The sequence below is a fragment of the Lacimonas salitolerans genome (assembly GCF_042677865.1).
GTDB classification, from domain to species: domain Bacteria; phylum Pseudomonadota; class Alphaproteobacteria; order Rhodobacterales; family Rhodobacteraceae; genus Lutimaribacter; species Lutimaribacter salitolerans.
This window is the reverse complement of record NZ_JBHUDD010000002.1, coordinates 46,297-61,397: the sequence shown is the minus strand read 5'-3', so window position 1 is coordinate 61,397 and position 15,101 is coordinate 46,297. Positions and strand designations below refer to the sequence as shown.

Annotated in this window: 15 protein-coding genes; 5 read left to right on the top strand and 10 right to left on the bottom strand. The window is 64.6% G+C overall.

What is annotated here, in order from left to right; all coding sequences use genetic code 11:
* Positions 1 to 98 precede the first annotated feature (98 nt).
* On the top strand, positions 99 to 548 hold the full coding sequence (locus ACFTOW_RS00700) for a GNAT family N-acetyltransferase (RefSeq protein WP_379912052.1): 450 nt from the start codon (positions 99 to 101) through the stop codon (positions 546 to 548).
* A gap of 290 nt (positions 549 to 838) precedes the next feature.
* On the opposite strand, the gene ACFTOW_RS00695 is transcribed toward ACFTOW_RS00700, so the two are convergent.
* The gene (locus ACFTOW_RS00695; protein WP_379912050.1) at positions 839 to 1,579 is read right to left on the bottom strand and encodes a YebC/PmpR family DNA-binding transcriptional regulator; all 741 of its coding nucleotides are present in this window, start codon (positions 1,577 to 1,579) and stop codon (positions 839 to 841) included.
* Positions 1,580 to 1,756: 177 nt separating this feature from the next.
* On the opposite strand from ACFTOW_RS00695, the gene bchE reads away from it, so the two are divergent.
* Genes bchE through ACFTOW_RS00680 form a run of 3 tightly spaced genes read left to right on the top strand, consistent with a single transcriptional unit; the run spans position 1,757 to position 5,833 of the window.
* On the top strand, positions 1,757 to 3,433 hold the full coding sequence (gene bchE, locus ACFTOW_RS00690) for a magnesium-protoporphyrin IX monomethyl ester anaerobic oxidative cyclase (protein ID WP_379912048.1): 1,677 nt from the start codon (positions 1,757 to 1,759) through the stop codon (positions 3,431 to 3,433).
* Entirely contained in the window at positions 3,426 to 4,022 is a 597-nt protein-coding gene (gene bchJ / locus ACFTOW_RS00685; RefSeq protein WP_379912046.1) for a bacteriochlorophyll 4-vinyl reductase, read from the top strand. The genes bchE and bchJ overlap by 8 nt, the downstream gene beginning before the upstream one ends.
* Before the next feature lie 38 nt (positions 4,023 to 4,060).
* Positions 4,061 to 5,833 carry an SLC13 family permease gene (locus ACFTOW_RS00680; protein WP_379912044.1) on the top strand — a complete coding sequence of 591 codons (1,773 nt, stop codon included), beginning with the start codon at positions 4,061 to 4,063 and terminating at the stop codon, positions 5,831 to 5,833.
* Between the two features lie 13 nt (positions 5,834 to 5,846).
* On the opposite strand, the gene ACFTOW_RS00675 is transcribed toward ACFTOW_RS00680, so the two are convergent.
* From ACFTOW_RS00675 to fabA, 5 genes are all read right to left on the bottom strand, one after another.
* A complete protein-coding gene (locus ACFTOW_RS00675; protein ID WP_379912042.1) occupies positions 5,847 to 7,625 on the bottom strand; it encodes an SLC13 family permease in 1,779 nt (592 codons plus the stop codon).
* Positions 7,626 to 7,754: 129 nt separating this feature from the next.
* Complete coding sequence (locus ACFTOW_RS00670) at positions 7,755 to 8,567, bottom strand: TIGR00282 family metallophosphoesterase (RefSeq protein ID WP_379912040.1); 813 nt, start codon at positions 8,565 to 8,567, stop codon at positions 7,755 to 7,757.
* 141 nt (positions 8,568 to 8,708) lie between these two features.
* Positions 8,709 to 9,500, bottom strand: coding sequence for an enoyl-ACP reductase FabI (locus tag ACFTOW_RS00665; protein WP_379912038.1), 792 nt, complete (start codon positions 9,498 to 9,500; stop codon positions 8,709 to 8,711).
* Between the two features lie 6 nt (positions 9,501 to 9,506).
* Positions 9,507 to 10,736, bottom strand: a complete 1,230-nt coding sequence (gene fabB, locus ACFTOW_RS00660; protein ID WP_379912036.1) for a beta-ketoacyl-ACP synthase I — start codon at positions 10,734 to 10,736, stop codon at positions 9,507 to 9,509.
* 91 nt (positions 10,737 to 10,827) lie between these two features.
* Positions 10,828 to 11,337 carry a bifunctional 3-hydroxydecanoyl-ACP dehydratase/trans-2-decenoyl-ACP isomerase gene (gene fabA / locus ACFTOW_RS00655; protein WP_379912034.1) on the bottom strand — a complete coding sequence of 170 codons (510 nt, stop codon included), beginning with the start codon at positions 11,335 to 11,337 and terminating at the stop codon, positions 10,828 to 10,830.
* Positions 11,338 to 11,496: 159 nt separating this feature from the next.
* Between fabA and irrA the strand changes: the two genes are divergently transcribed.
* The gene (gene irrA, locus ACFTOW_RS00650) at positions 11,497 to 11,919 is read left to right on the top strand and encodes an iron response transcriptional regulator IrrA (RefSeq protein ID WP_379912032.1); all 423 of its coding nucleotides are present in this window, start codon (positions 11,497 to 11,499) and stop codon (positions 11,917 to 11,919) included.
* 68 nt (positions 11,920 to 11,987) lie between these two features.
* On the opposite strand, the gene ACFTOW_RS00645 is transcribed toward irrA, so the two are convergent.
* The 4 genes from ACFTOW_RS00645 to ACFTOW_RS00630 form a co-directional block, all read right to left on the bottom strand.
* Complete coding sequence (locus tag ACFTOW_RS00645) at positions 11,988 to 12,317, bottom strand: 5-aminolevulinate synthase (protein ID WP_379912030.1); 330 nt, start codon at positions 12,315 to 12,317, stop codon at positions 11,988 to 11,990.
* A gap of 154 nt (positions 12,318 to 12,471) precedes the next feature.
* Positions 12,472 to 13,443 carry a threonine ammonia-lyase gene (locus ACFTOW_RS00640; protein ID WP_379912028.1) on the bottom strand — a complete coding sequence of 324 codons (972 nt, stop codon included), beginning with the start codon at positions 13,441 to 13,443 and terminating at the stop codon, positions 12,472 to 12,474.
* Positions 13,440 to 14,264: an alpha/beta fold hydrolase gene (locus ACFTOW_RS00635; protein ID WP_379912026.1), complete on the bottom strand. Its 825-nt coding sequence runs from the start codon at positions 14,262 to 14,264 to the stop codon at positions 13,440 to 13,442. Before ACFTOW_RS00635 ends, ACFTOW_RS00640 begins: the two co-directional genes overlap by 4 nt.
* On the bottom strand, positions 14,264 to 14,950 hold the full coding sequence (locus tag ACFTOW_RS00630; protein WP_379912024.1) for a haloacid dehalogenase type II: 687 nt from the start codon (positions 14,948 to 14,950) through the stop codon (positions 14,264 to 14,266). The genes ACFTOW_RS00635 and ACFTOW_RS00630 overlap by 1 nt, the downstream gene beginning before the upstream one ends.
* Between the last annotated feature and the right edge of the window lie 151 nt (positions 14,951 to 15,101).

The window sequence follows — 15,101 nt, the reverse complement described above, 5'->3', positions numbered from 1 at the left end:
GCGCCTCACGTCGTGACAACAACATCTGGTGCGACCCTGAACAGGCCAGTGCGCCTTAACCCACACAAATCGCGAAGGGACCGTTTTTTCCTGAATATGTGCGCATTTACGGTGAGAAGGGCGTGGAGCGTGGCGGGGCCCATATTTGCGATGACCGTGGTGCTGCGCTCTGGGTTCCACCGGATGTCCATCCTGACGAAGAGGCGCTCGATGCCCTTTTGGAGCGTAGTGTTGCGCCTGAAGCTAAGGATGAACTCTTCGATGTCTATTCTGAGTTTGATCGTGCACACCCATCAGAGCCGCATTGGTTTTTACCGTTGATGGGTGTTGATCCGTTTATGAAGAGACGGGGCATTGGTGCGGCATTGATGATGCATGGATTGAATATGTGCGATCAGGACGGAACGATCGCCTACCTCGAGTCAACAAAGCCAGAGAACGTCCCGTTTTACGAGAGGTTTGGCTTCAGATCGCACTACACAATAGATGTGGGCGGTCACCCAAAGGTCGTCACGATGGTGAGACCAGCGAAGAAGGCAAATCCGTAGGAAGAAGGTCGACAAGCAAGGTGCGCAAAGGGTCGCTCCGTCCGCATCTTACAAGTTCGGGACCCGCACAATGAAGGTCAGCTACCGCAGTTTCGAGTCGGCAGCGATGCGTTCATTTCAGGGCGGGGTGCGGCCAACCTCCACAACTTTTGGTTTCAGCCTGCATGCCCGCTGACAGTCTCGCAGCCCACGAATCCCAGGCTGATGATCACGCCCCGATCTGATCGCGGTCATCACGCATCCGGTAACGGCCCAGGTTGCCGTATCCAGTACTTCAGGGCGCGGCACAGTCAAAGCTGCGCCATCACCTCGTCGCTGGCTTCGAAATTCGTGGTCACGCGCTGCACGTCGTCGTCGTCTTCCAGCGCGTCGATCAGTTTCATCAGCTTTTGCATGCCCTCGAGGTCCAGCTCGGTCGTGGTCTGGGGTTTCCAGACCAGCTTGGTGGACTCGCTTTCCCCCAATGCGGCCTCCAGCGCGGTGGCGACATCGTTCAGATCGGTATCGGCGCACCAGATGACGTGACCGTCCTCGCTGCTGTCCACGTCCTCGGCCCCGGCCTCGATCGCGGCCATCATCACCGTGTCGGCGTCGCCCACGCTGGCGGGATAGATCACCTCGCCCTTGCGGTCGAACATGAAGCCAACGCTGCCGGTCTCGCCCAGGTTGCCGCCGTTCTTGGAGAAGGTCGAGCGCACGTTGGAGGCGGTGCGGTTGCGGTTGTCGGTCATCGCCTCGACGATCACCGCGACGCCGCTGGGGCCATAGCCCTCATAGCGGATTTCCTCGTAATCGTCGCCATCGCCGCCCGTGGCCTTCTTGATCGCGCGCTCGATGTTGTCCTTGGGCATCGAGGCCGACTTGGCCTCTTTCACCGCAAGGCGCAGGCGCGGGTTCTTGTCGGGATCAGGGTCGCCCATCTTGGCGGCAACGGTGATTTCCTTGCTGAACTTTGAAAACAGCTTGGCCCGCACGGCATCCTGACGGCCTTTGCGGTGCTGGATGTTTGCCCATTTTGAATGGCCTGCCATGTCGCTCTCTCCGGGGGTTTGTGCGCCCGTGTCTATAGGGCAAAGGGCGGGCGGGGTTCAATCCCCCAAGAAGCGCCGGCATGTGTCAGAAAAAACAGACAGTCGATTTGATGCATGTCAATTCAGATTGACAGATAGCGTGCTAGCGTTCCTCAACACAATGGGGAGTCTTTGCTGATGCGTATCGTTCTGGTCCACCCGAATTATCACTCCGGCGGTGCCGAGATCGCGGGCAACTGGCCGCCCGCCTGGGTCGCCTATCTGGCCGGGCATCTGCGCGATGCGGGCTATTCCGATGTCACCTTCATCGACGCCATGACCAACCACATGGAAGACGGCGAACTGGCCGCCCGGCTCAAGGCGCTGAACCCCGATGTGGTGGGCGTCACGGCGATCACGCCTTCGATCTACAAGGCCGAGGAGGTGCTGAAGATCGCGCAGGACGCGGTGCCCGATGCCGTGCGGGTGCTGGGCGGGGTCCATGCGACCTTCATGTACAAGCAGGTGCTGTCCGAGGCACCATGGATCGACGTGATCGTGCGCGGCGAGGGCGAAGAGATCTTCACCAATCTGATCACCGCCATCGATCAGGGCCGCTGGCCCGCAGACCGCAAGCAGATCAAGGGCCTGGCCTATCTGGACGGGGATCAGATCGTGGCGACGCAGGCCGCGCCCACGGTCAAGGATCTGGACGCGATCAGCCCCGACTGGTCGCTGCTGGAATGGGACAAGTACATCTACATCCCCCTGAACAAGAAGGTGGCGATCCCCAACATGGCGCGGGGCTGCCCGTTCACCTGCTCGTTCTGCAGCCAGTGGAAATTCTGGCGCGATTACCGCGTCCGCGACCCCATAAAGGTGGTGGACGAGATCGAGGACCTGGTGAACAACCACGGCGTCGGCTTCTTTATCCTGGCCGACGAGGAACCCACCATCAACAAGAAGAAATTCGTGCAGTTCTGCGAAGAGCTGATCGCGCGCGGCCTGCCCGACAAGATCCAGTGGGGCATCAACACCCGCGTCACCGACATCTACCGCGACCGCGACCTGCTGAAATTCTACCGCAAGGCCGGGCTGGTGCATGTGTCACTGGGCACCGAGGCGGCGGCGCAGCTCAAGCTGGACATGTTCAACAAGGAAACCAAGGTCGAAGAGAACAAGGAGGCGATCCGCCTGCTGCGCGAGGCCGACATCTTTACCGAAGCGCAGTTCATCGTCGGGCTGGACAACGAGACCCCCGAGACCCTGGAAGAGACGTTCCAGATGGCCTGGGACTGGCAGCCCGATCTGGCGAACTGGGCGATGTACACGCCCTGGCCCTTTACCCCGCTGTTTCAGGAACTGAAGGATCAGGTCGAGATCTTCGATTTCTCGAAATACAACTTCGTCACACCCATCATGAAGCCCGCCGCGATGACCCGGGGCGAATTGCTGGACGGCGTGATGAAGAATTACCGCCGCTTCTACATGCGCAAGGCGCTGTTCCACTATCCGTGGCGCGGCACCGGGTACCGGCGGCGCTATCTTCTGGGGTGCCTCAAGGCGTTTCTAAAGGCCGGTGTCGGGCGGACCTTCTATGATCTGGGCAAGGCCGGATACTGGGGGCCGCAGACCAAGGGCAAGGTCGATTTCCACTTTGACGAGACCCGCACCATCGCCGAGGCGCAGATGGAGGATTGGGAGGCATCCGCCGACCGCGCCGCAAAGGCCGCCGAACGCCGCGAGGCCCTGCGCGCACAGGGCAAGGCCCGCGCCGAGGAACGCAGCGCGCTGAAGATGCCTGAGGATGCAGTCCAGACCACCAAGACCAAGGCGATGGCCTGCGGTGGCAGTACGGAGCAGATGGATGCTTGATCAGGTCGGCCTCTCCGGGGGTCGGATCGGCCCCAATGCGCTGATGCAGCTGGCCCCGGTGCTGGACCGGACCGTGGGCGAACCCGCGCGGCGCGCGCTGTTTGCCGCGCACGGGCTGATGGCGGTGCCCGACGGCAGCGCCATGATAGACGAAGGGCTGGTGGCCGCGATCCATCAGGACATGCGCCTGCGCCATCCGGCGCAGGCCCGGGCGATGGCGCGGCAGGCGGGGCTGGCCACGGGTGACTACATCCTGGCCAACCGCATCCCCGCCCCTGCCCGCCTGCTGCTGCGCGCCCTGCCCGCGCCGCTGGCCGCGCGCGCCCTGACCCGCGCGATCACCGCGCATGCATGGACATTCTGCGGCACCGGGCGGCTGACAGCCACCGCCGGCCACCCCACCGTTTTCGAAATCGCGGACAACCCCGTGGTGCGTGGCGAGATCCGCAACCACCCGATCTGCGACTGGCACGCGGCGGTGTTCGAGCGGCTGTTCGCCGCGCTGGTCCACTCCCGTACACGCGTGCGCGAAGTGGCCTGCTGCGCCACCGGGTGCGATTCCTGCCGGTTCGAGCTGCGCTGGCGCTGATCGCTTGCAGACCACGCCAAACCCGCTAAGCCTGTGGCATGACACAGGAACAAATCATTCTTTTCGCCCTTTTCGCCGGTGTATTCGGCATGCTGCTGTGGGGCCGGATACGCTATGACATCGTCGCTTTCTCGGCCCTGATGCTGGGGGTCGTGCTGGGCGTCGTGCCCACCGATCAGGCATTCTCGGGCTTTGGCCATCCCGCCACTCTGGTGGTGGCGCTGGTGCTGGTGGTCTCGACCGGGCTCATGCGCTCGGGTGCGGTGGGGCTGATCACCCGCACGCTGGTGGACAGCGGCCGCAATCTGGGCATGCACATTGCGCTGATGGGCGGTGTCGGCGGGGTCATGTCGGCCTTCATGAACAACGTGGCGGCGCTGGCGTTGCTGATGCCGGTGGATATCCAGACCGCGCGCAAGGCCGGGCGAAGCCCGTCGCTGTCGCTGATGCCGCTGTCCTTTGCCACCATCCTTGGCGGCATGGCCACGCTGATCGGCACCCCGCCCAACATCATCATCGCCTCGATCCGGCAGGATTCGCTGGGCGAGCCGTTCCGCATGTTCGATTTCGCGCCCGTGGGCGGGCTGACCGCGATCGCGGGCATGGCGTTCGTGGCCCTGATCGGCTGGCGGCTGATCCCGCAACGCGACGATGCCATGGCCGAGGCGCGCGATTTCGCCGCCTATATCGCCGAACTGACGGTGCCGGAGGAGTCCGACCTGATCGGCAAGCGGGTGGCGGAACTCATGCCTGATGCCGACAAGGCCGATGTGGCGATCATCGGTCTGGCGCGCAACGGCAAGCGGCTGTACGGCGGCGCCCGCAACACCGAGATCCGCGCCGGCGACGAACTGGTGATCGAGGCCGTGCCCGAGGCACTGGACGAATTCCGCAGCGCCATGGACCTGGCGTTTTCCGACAAGTCGCGCGAGAAGGACCTGAAGGCCGAAGGCGACGGTCTGGACATCCTGGAACTGGTCGCGACAGCGGATTCGCGCATCGTGGGCAAGACCGCGCAATCCATCGGACTGGCCTGGCGGCAGCGCGCGGTTCTGCTGGGCATTTCGCGGCAAGGCCGGCGGATCACCAAGCAGGTGCGCAAGACCACCGTGAAACAGGGCGATATCCTGCTGGTGCTGGCCGCACGCGATCATGGCGCTGACATCACGTCATGGCTGGGCTGCCTGCCGCTGGCCGATCGCGGATTGTCGGTGACCGACACCAGCAAGACCTGGGCGGCCATCGGCCTGTTCGCCGCCGCCGTGGCGCTGGCCAGCTTTGGCTGGCTGTATCTGCCCATCGCGCTGGGGATCGTGGTGGTGGCCTATACGCTGCTCAAGATCGTGCCGCTGAACGAGCTTTACGACAGCATCGAATGGCCGGTGATCGTGCTGCTGGGCTCGATGATCCCGCTGGGCATGGCGCTGGAGGATGCGGGCGGCACCGCGCTGATCGCGGGCGGGCTGGTGGGGCTGACCGAAGGCTGGCCCGCATGGGCGATCCTGACCGTGCTGATGGTCGTCACGATGAGCCTGTCCGACGTTCTGAACAACACCGCCACGGCCATCGTCGCCGCCCCGGTGGGCATCCAGATGGCAAACTCGCTCGAGGTGTCGCCCGATCCGTTCCTGATGGCGGTCGCGGTGGCGGCATCCTCGGCGTTCCTCACGCCGATCGGGCACAAGAACAACACTCTGGTCCTCGGCCCCGGCGGCCACCGCTTTGGCGACTACTGGCGCATGGGCCTGCCACTGGAGGCCATCGTGATCGCCGTCTCGGTGCCGTTGATCCTGATCTTCTGGCCGCTGTGACGACGCGTCCCGCCTAAAGCGGAAAGAAGAACGGGATCAGCGCCGAGGACAGCAGCGCAACGCTGAGGTTCAGCGGCACGCCCACACGCGCGAAATCGGTAAAGCGGTACCCCCCCGGACCATAGACCAGCATGTTGGTCTGGTATCCGATCGGTGTGGCAAAGGCGCAGCTGGCCGCGATCATCACCGCCACCACCAGCGGACGCGGATCGATCCCCATCGCCTGCGCCAGCCCGATGGCGATGGGCGTGACCACGACTGCAACCGCGTTGTTGCTGACCATCTCGGTCAGCGTGGTGGTCAGCATGAACACCGCCAACACGATCAGGAACGGCGGCAGCCCGGTCAAACCGGGCGAGACCGCATCGACCACCAGCGCCACCGCGCCCGTGTGCTCCAGCGCGGCACCGATGGACAGCATGGCAAAGATCAGGGCCAGCAGACGGCCATCGATAAAGGAAAACGCCTCGTCCGCGTCAATGCAGCGGGTCAGCAGCACGATGGCGACCGCAATCACCGACAGGGGCAGGATCGGGGCCAGCCCCAGCCCGGCCAGGCCCACGACCCCCAGCAGGGCCAAGACGGCCACCGGGGCGTGGCCACGCCGGAAGGCGCGCGCCGAGGGCTTGGTGACATCCACCAGATCCATTTCCTGCGACAGCCGCTTGATGTCCTCGGGTGCGCCTTCCAGCAGCAACGTGTCGCCCACGCGCACCACAAGCTCGTCCAACTGACGGCCGATGTTCTGGTTGCGCCGGTGCACCGCCAGCGGATAGACCCCGAACCGCCGCCGCAACCGCAGCGCCCCCAGACGCCGGCCCACCATCTTGCAGCCCGGCGTGATCAGCACCTCGACCGTGGTGGTTTCGACCGCACTGACCTGATCCACCCGCTTCAGCGACTTGTCGCGTTGCAGGCTCAGCAATTCGGTCATCTGCGTGCGCAGGACCACGCGGTCGCCCACCTCCAGCGTGACGCCCTTGAGGTCGCGGCGCAGCGACTGATCGCCCCGGATCACATCCACCAGCCGCACACCCTCGCGCTTGAACAGTTGCACGCCGGTCACCTCGCGCCCGATCAGGTTGCTGTCGGGGGGGACCACGGCCTCGGTAAAGAATTTCATCTTGGAACGATCCGTCAGCATCATGGCCATGCTGTCGCGATCAGGCAGCAGCAAAGGGGCAATGATCCACAGATACAGGAGCCCCCACAGCACGATGATCGCCGCCAGCGGTGTCACCTCGAATATGCCAAAGGGCGTCATCCCGGAACCGCGCGCCACCCCGTCGACCAGCAGGTTGGTCGAGGTCCCCACCAGCGTCAGCGTGCCGCCCATGATCGCCGCATAGCTGAGCGGGATCAGCAGCTTGCTTGCGCTCTGACCCAGCGTCTTGGACAATTGCACGAAGACAGGGATCATCACCACCACCACGGGCGTGTTGTTCATGACCGCCGATGCCAGAACCACCGCGGCCATCAGCACGGCAATCGCCATGCGCGGACTCGTGCGCGCCAGCCGGTCGGCAAATCCCGTCAGCAGATCCAGCGCCCCGGTGCGCACCAGCGCCCCCATGACGATGAACATCGCGGCAATCGTCCAGGGTGCCGAGTTCGACAGAACATCCAGCGCCGCCTCGTAAGGTACAAGCCCCAGCAGCAGCATGGTCGCGGCGCCACCGATCGCGACAACCTCCGCCGGATACCACTCCTTGACGAAAAAGACCAACATCGACAGCACGACGACAATCGCCAGAACCGCCTGTACCGTCTGGGAAAATTGCAAAACCTCCATTGCTGCGCCCTGTGCCCCGCCCTTACATCGCGCCAGTTTCGCCGATGCCCGAAGCAGGGGCAAGGGGCAGGCTCCGCCGCGACCTCATCAGCCCCAGCCCGGCAAACGGCACCAGCCGGTCGCGCCCTGTCACGGGCCTGCCTGCGGCAGATGCCCGCCCTGGCGCACCATCTCGATCCGCGTGGCGCGGCCGGTGCGGTCATCGGTCTCGATATAGACGCCCGACAGGGTCGCCTCGCCCAGGGCCGGGGTGAACCGCCCCTTGCCCATGCCGGTGACGAACCGCCGCATCGGTTCCTCCTTTTCCATCCCGATGACCGAGTTGTAATCGCCGCACATGCCGGCATCCGACAACAACGCCGTGCCGCCGGGCAATATCTGCGCATCCGCCGTGGGCACATGGGTGTGCGTGCCCACCACAAGGCTGGCGCGCCCGTCGCAGAAATGGCCCATGCCCATCTTCTCGCTGGTCGCCTCGCAATGCATGTCCACCACGCAGGCCTGCACCGCGCCGCCCAGCGGATGCTGGCGCAACACCGTGTCGATGGCCGAGAACGGATCGTCAAAGGCGCGTTTCATGAACACCTGACCCAGCACCTGCGCCACCAGCACCTTGCGCCCGCGCGCGTCCGAAAACACACGCGCGCCCCGCCCCGGTGCCTGCTTGGCATAGTTCAGCGGCCGCAGGATGCGCGGATCGCCCTCGATCGCCTGCATCATGTCCTTCTGGTCAAACGCGTGATCGCCCAGCGTCACGCAATCGGCCCCGGCGGCAAACAGCGCCTTGGCGTGTTCCCCGCTCAACCCGGCCCCGTTGCTGGCATTCTCGCCATTCACCACCACGAAATCGACGCCCCATCGCGCGCGCAGCCCCGGCAACCGCTCGGTCACCGCCGCCCGGCCCGCCCGGCCCATCACATCGCCCAGAAACAGGATTTTCACGCGCCCAGGTCCCCCTTCATCTTGCCCGGCAAACTCCGGGGTGAATGGCCCGGCACGGGCCAGAGGGGCAGCGCCCCTCATCCCCGAGGCCTGCAAGGGCCGAGATATGCAGCGCGCGGCCTCTGGCCGCGCTCATTGCGGTCACAGGTTTTCCGCCTGCGGCATCCCCAGCACGTGATAGCCGCCATCGACATGGATCACCTCGCCCGAGGTAAAGCTGCCTGCATCCGAGGCCAGCCAGACCGCCGTACCGCCCACCGCTTCCAGCGTCGCGTTGGACCGCAGCGGCGCATTGGCCTCGGTGTGCTTGTAGGTCTTGCGCGCCCCGCCTATGGCGGCACCGGCCAGCGTCTTCATCGGGCCGGGGCTGATGGCGTTCACGCGGATGCCGTCGGGGCCAAGATCATTGGCCAGATAGCGCGTCGTCGCCTCCAGCGCCGCCTTGGCCACGCCCATCACGTTGTAGTTGGGCACGACCCGGTTCGATCCCTGATAGGTCAGGGTCATCATCGTACCGCCATTGTCGCGCATCATCGGATAGGCGCGGCGCGCCACCTCGATAAAGGAATAGGCCGAGATATCCAGCGAATGCTTGAAATTCGTGCGGCTGGTATTGATGAACCGCCCCGTCAGTTCGGACTTGTCGGAATAGGCGATGGCGTGCACCAGAAAGTCGATGGTCGGCCAGCGTTCCGCCAGATCGCCAAAGGCCCGGTCCAGCGTGGCATCGTCGGCCACGTCGCAATCGACCATGAAATCGCTGTCCACGCTGGCCGCCAGCGGCTCCAGCCGCTTGCCGAATGCCTCGCCCTGAAAGGTAAAGGCCAGTTGTGCGCCCGCCGCGTGCATCGCCTTGGCAATGCCCCAGGCGATCGACCGGTCGTTGGCGACGCCCATGATCAGGCCGCGCTTGCCCGCCAGTGAAATGCTCATGATGTTCTACCCAAGAAATCTAGACAGGATCATCGACCCGTTGGTGCCGCCAAAACCGAATGAATTGGTCATCACAGAATCCAGCCCCGCGTTTTCCACCAGCGCCGTGGCGATTTCCGCAGGTTTCAGCGCGGGGTCCAATGTCTCGACATTGATCGACGGAATGATGAAATCATGCTCCAGCGCCAGCAGGCAATAGATCGCCTCCTGTGCGCCGGTGGCGCCCTGGCTGTGGCCGGTCATGGATTTGGTCGAACTGACCGGCGGCGTCGATCCGTCGCCAAAGACCCGGCGCACCGCCTCGATCTCGCCCACGTCGCCCACAGGCGTCGAGGTGCCGTGCGCGTTGATATAGCTGACACGCCGGTCCTCGGGCAGGGTCTGCAGGGCCAGCCGCATCGCGCGCTCGCCGCCCTCGCCGCTGGGAGCGACCATGTCATGGCCGTCGCTGGTGGCGGCATAGCCCGTCACCTCGGCATAGATCTTTGCACCGCGCGCGCGGGCATGCTCCAGCTCTTCCAGAACCAGAATCCCGCCGCCGCCGCCGATGACAAAGCCGTCGCGGTCTGCGTCAAAGGCCCGGCTGGCGCGCTCGGGCGTGTCGTTGAACTTGCTGCTCATCGCGCCCATCGCGTCGAACAGGCATGACAGGGTCCAGTCCAGCTCCTCGCCGCCACCGGCAAACATGACGTCCTGCTTGCCCAGCATGATCTTCTCTGCCGCGTTGCCGATGCAATGCAGGCTGGTCGAACAGGCCGATGTGATGGAATAGTTGATGCCCTTGATCTTGTAGGCGGTCGACAGGTTCGCGCTGATGGTCGAGGACATGCACTTGGGCACCGCGAAGGGACCGATCCGCTTGGGGCTGCCCTTTTCCAGAACGGTCTGATGCGCCACCAGCATGGCGCTGGTCGAGGGCCCGCCGGACCCGGCCACCAGCCCAGTGCGCGGGTTCACCACATCGCTTTCCTCAAGCCCGGCATCGGCAATGGCCTGCCCCATGGCGATGTAGGCATAGGCCGCCCCCGGCCCCATGAACCGCAGGGCGCGCTTGTCCACATGCTCGGTGATGTCCAGCTTGACATCACCCGCGATCTGGCTGCGGAACCCGTGCTCCTTCATGGCCTCGTTGGCGGTGATGCCGGACTTGCCTGCCTTCAGGCTGGCCAGAACCTCGGTGGCGTTGTTCCCGATGCTCGATACGATCCCGAGCCCTGTGACGACGACGCGGCGCATGCAGCCTCCTTGATTGGTGTCCCGCCCTATGTAGGCCATGCGCAAGGGGACGTGCAAGGTGGCGCATCGCGACCTTCGCGCGAAGGGCCACCTAGCTTTCGCTGAGCGCCACTTTCATGTCCTTGACCTCGTAGATCACCTCGCCATCGGCCTCGACGATGCCATCCGCCACGCCCATTGTCAGGCGGCGGGTCTGCACGGCCTTGGTGAAATCCACCTTGTAGGTCAGCATCTTGCGGTCCGGGCGCACCATGCCCTTGAGCTTGACCTCGCCCACGCCCAGGGCATAGCCGCGCCCCTGCCAGCCGCGCCAGCCCAGGTTGAAGCCCGTCAGCTGCCACAGCCCGTCCAGCCCCAGACAGCCCGGCATGATCGGGTTACCCGGAAAGTGGCAGTCAAAGAACCACAGCTCGGGAATGATGTCGAACTCGGCCACGACATGCCCCTTGCCATGCAGCCCGCCATCGCCCGACACATCGGTGATCCGGTCCATCATCAGCATCGGCGGTTCGGGCAGCTGGGCATTGCCGGGACCAAACAACTCGCCCCGCGCGCATTTCAAGAGGTCTTCCTTGTCAAAGCTGCTCGGGTACTGGGCCATGCAGGTGTGTCCTTCTGCCGTGAATTTTGGGTTCATCCCCTCTATCACCCTGCCCTGCGACGCTGCAAGCCTGTGAAGGCTGCATGCGGCGTTTGGGTGTTTTCGTTTGAAATTTCCCCGCCAGACCCATTATATAGCCAAGCAGCAAGGGAAATATCGATGAAGGTGACGACCAAGCATACCGAACGTGGCGCCGACTGGCTGTCGGGCGGGGGCCTGCGGCCCACGCGGCAGCGCGTGGCGCTGGCAGCCCTGCTTGTGGGTGATGGCCAGCATCGGCATGTGACCGCCGAAAGCCTGTTCGCCGATGTGCGAAAAAGTGGCGAAAAGGTATCATTGGCAACTGTTTACAACACCCTGCGCGCGTTTTGCGAGGTTGGTCTGCTGCACGAGATCACCGTGGATGGCACCAAGAGCTATTTCGACACGAACACCCATGATCACCCGCATTTTTTCTGGGAAGACAGCGGCACACTGCAGGACGCCCCAAGCGAAGAACTGGAAATAAGGCGTCTGCCCAAGGCCCCCGACGGGGCCGAGGTGGCGGCGGTCGACGTGGTGATCCGCCTGCGCCGGACCTGATTTCTTTTGTTCATGATAGGGGGCGGTGGGCGGTGGGTTGGCACCCACCCTACCCTACAAAATAGCGGTCAGGCCCCGGCCAGCGCGATGCCGACCAGCACCAGACCGCCCCCGGCAAGTTCGCGCGTGCTCAGATCCTCGCCTGCCCAGACCGCATAGGCCAGGATCATCAGCGTTTCGGCGGCAAGAATGGCGATATAGACGTTCGACAGTTCCATATGCCGCAGCAACTGCACCTCGGTCAGAACGATCACGATGAAAAACGCAGCCAGCAAGAAGAGCACCGGCTGTGTCGTGCCCGACTGGGCGATCAGTTTCATGGCGATCGCGGCAAAAGCATATCCTGCCGCAGCCAACAGAATAAGCAGCACCCGTGAGGGAGAGTCAAAAAGGTCCATGGTCTATCCTTTTCGGGGCAAAAACTGCCCCTCGTCATTGCAAATATGACATCAGGATGACACGAGTTCGCCTATCCGCATAGTAGGAAAAACCTTACCACAGGGCTGGGGATGCTGTTTCAAGCGGCATGCCTGACCGGCAATATGGCTCACCCTACCCCAGCGACAGCGCGCGGGTGAACATGGCCGCATCGACGTTTCCGCCGGTGGCAACAGCAATCACCGCCTCACCCTCGATCTGGTCGGGATGAAACAGGGCTGCGGCAAGGGCTGCGGCACCGCCCGGTTCCACCACGATCTTCAGATGTTGCCAGGCCAGCGCCATGGCGCGCAGCACCTGTTCATCGCTGACCACCAGCCCCGGCCCGCACAGCGCCTGCATGATCGGGAAGGTGATCTGCCCCGGTTCCGGCGTCACGATGGCGTCGCAGATGCTGCCCGAGGGTCGCGCGTTGCGCTGGATCGTGCCCGTGGCCAGCGAGCGGGTGGCATCGTCGAACCCTTCGGGCTCGCAGGGGCGGGCGCGCAGACCCGGGGCCTCGGCCGCCAGCGCCAGCGCGATCCCCGATGTCAGCCCGCCGCCACCGCAGCAGACCAGCACATCCGCTTGCTCCACCCCGGCCTGCGCGGCCTGTTCGGCGATTTCCAGCCCCGTGGTGCCCTGACCCGCGATCACCTGCGGCTCGTCATAGGGTTTGATCAGGGTCAGGCCATGCCGGGCCTGCAAGGCATCGCCCAGTTCCTCGCGGCTTTCGCCGCCCGCGCGGTCATAGAGCACCACCTGCGCGCCATAGGCGCGGGTGTTGGCGATCTTCATCTCGGGGGCGTCGGCGGGCATGATGATGGTGGCGGGGGCGCCGTGCATCGCCGCCGCCAGCGCCACGCCCTGCGCGTGATTGCCGCTGGAAAACGCCAGAACGCCCCGTTCGCGCGTCGCCGCGTCCAGCGCCGAGACGGCGGAAAACCCGCCGCGAAACTTGAAGCTTCCGGTCAGTTGCAGGCACTCGGCCTTGACCAGCAGGCGACGTCCCGCGATCTGGTCCAGCAGCGGGGCCGACAGCAGGGGCGTGATGCGTTTCTGGCCTGCCAGCCGCGCATCAGCGGCGCGGATCATGTCGATATTCATTGCATTGCAGCGATCCACGCGGTCAGGGCGGCCAGTGCCGCAGGTTCATCGAGAAACGGGATATGCGCACGGTCGGGCACGCGCCCGACGATCAGCGCCGGATTGCGCCGGGCCATTTCGGTCACGGTTTCCGCGCTCAGGATGTCGGAATTGGCCCCGTGGATCACCGCCGCAGGCAGCGGGGCGATGGCATCATACAGCGGCCAGAGATCTGGCGCACCTGTCGCGCCGGCCTGTTCCACCGCGTCGCGCAGCCGTGGGTCGTAGTTGATGGCGATCCCCTGCGGCGTTTCGGTGTGGGTGTGCGTCACCTCCTGCCGCCAGCGTTCGGACGGCACGCCCGGAAACGTGTCGGCCATGGCGGCCAGCCGCGCCTGCGCCATGCTGTCGAAATCGCCAAAGCCGGGATCGCGGCCCAGATAGCCCATGATCGTCTCCAGACCGGCAGGCTCCAGCACCGGGCCGATGTCGTTCATCGCCACGCCCAGCAGCCGGGCTTTGGCCGTGGCCGCCAGGAAAATCCCGATCAGCCCCCCGCGCGAGGTGCCCAGCACCGCCGCCCGAGACAGCCCCAGATGGTCCAGCAGCTCGACCGCATCCTGCGCCTCGCGCGGGACGGTGTAGGTGGCGGGATCGGCCCAGCCCGACTGCCCCCGGCCCCGGTAATCCAGCCGGATCAGGCGTACCCCCGTCAGATGCGGGGCCACGAAATCGAAATCGCGCGCGTTGCGCGTCAGCCCCGACAGGCACAGCAGGGGCAGGCCATCGCCCTGATCCTCGAAATACAGGCGCAGCCCGTCGGACGTGGTGAAATGCGGCATCAGCCCCTCGCGATGTCGGGAATGGTGGACAGGTCGGGCAGGATATGATCGGGCACGCCCGGCAGGCGATCCACCGGCGCGCCGTCGCGGTTGACCCATGCGGTGACAAAGCCATAGGCCGCCGCCGCCCCGGCATCCCAGCCGTTGGACGACACGAACAGCACATGTTCCTTGGCGACGCCAAAGCGTTGCAGCACCATGTCATAGACCTGCGGCGCGGGCTTGAAGATGCCCACGCTTTCGACCGACAGCACGTCATCCAGCAGTTCGGTCAGGGCCGCCGACTGCACCGCGCCCGACAGCATGTCGGGGCTGCCGTTGGACAGGATCGCGGTGTTCATCCCGGCCGATTTCAGCGCGGTCAGCATCGCGGGCACCTCGGGATAGGCCTGCAATTGCCAGTAGAGCGCAAGCAAACGGTCGCGCAGGGCGCTGTCACCTGCCAATCCCTGCGCGTCCAGCGCCCAGTCCAGACCGTTTTGCGTAACGGTCCAGAAATCGACATGATCGCCAGTGATCGCACGCAGCCAGCTGTATTGCAGCTGCTTGGCGCGCCAGTCTGCGGCCAGTTGCGGCCAATGCGCGGCCAGTCTCTCGCCGCCCGGTTCGCCCGCCGCCTGCCGGGCAGCGGCAGCGACATCGAACAACGTGCCATAGGCGTCAAAGATGCATGTGGTGATGGCCATGCTGCCCCTTTCCCGTTCGCCTGCGCAGGTAAGCACGGGCACAGACGCGGGAAAAGCGCAAAAGCGCGCAAAAAGCGAGGTGTTTGCGACTTGGATGCGGCTGGGTTATGATGAATCGATACGCAAGAGCACCCGCGCAGATACGCGGCCT

What these genes read in the sequence shown, in the direction of transcription:
- ACFTOW_RS00695 (WP_379912050.1), bottom strand. Translation starts at nt 1,579, where the DNA reads ATGGCAGGCCATTCAAAATGGGCAAACATCCAGCACCGCAAAGGCCGT.
- ACFTOW_RS00635 (WP_379912026.1), bottom strand. Translation starts at nt 14,264, where the DNA reads ATGCCGCATTTCACCACGTCCGACGGGCTGCGCCTGTATTTCGAGGAT.
- irrA (WP_379912032.1), top strand. Translation starts at nt 11,497, where the DNA reads ATGAAGGTGACGACCAAGCATACCGAACGTGGCGCCGACTGGCTGTCG.
- ACFTOW_RS00665 (WP_379912038.1), bottom strand. Translation starts at nt 9,500, where the DNA reads ATGAGCATTTCACTGGCGGGCAAGCGCGGCCTGATCATGGGCGTCGCC.
- ACFTOW_RS00640 (WP_379912028.1), bottom strand. Translation starts at nt 13,443, where the DNA reads ATGAATATCGACATGATCCGCGCCGCTGATGCGCGGCTGGCAGGCCAG.
- fabA (WP_379912034.1), bottom strand. Translation starts at nt 11,337, where the DNA reads ATGGCCCAGTACCCGAGCAGCTTTGACAAGGAAGACCTCTTGAAATGC.
- ACFTOW_RS00630 (WP_379912024.1), bottom strand. Translation starts at nt 14,950, where the DNA reads ATGGCCATCACCACATGCATCTTTGACGCCTATGGCACGTTGTTCGAT.
- ACFTOW_RS00680 (WP_379912044.1), top strand. Translation starts at nt 4,061, where the DNA reads ATGACACAGGAACAAATCATTCTTTTCGCCCTTTTCGCCGGTGTATTC.
- bchJ (WP_379912046.1), top strand. Translation starts at nt 3,426, where the DNA reads ATGCTTGATCAGGTCGGCCTCTCCGGGGGTCGGATCGGCCCCAATGCG.
- ACFTOW_RS00645 (WP_379912030.1), bottom strand. Translation starts at nt 12,317, where the DNA reads ATGGACCTTTTTGACTCTCCCTCACGGGTGCTGCTTATTCTGTTGGCT.
- ACFTOW_RS00675 (WP_379912042.1), bottom strand. Translation starts at nt 7,625, where the DNA reads ATGGAGGTTTTGCAATTTTCCCAGACGGTACAGGCGGTTCTGGCGATT.
- bchE (WP_379912048.1), top strand. Translation starts at nt 1,757, where the DNA reads ATGCGTATCGTTCTGGTCCACCCGAATTATCACTCCGGCGGTGCCGAG.
- fabB (WP_379912036.1), bottom strand. Translation starts at nt 10,736, where the DNA reads ATGCGCCGCGTCGTCGTCACAGGGCTCGGGATCGTATCGAGCATCGGG.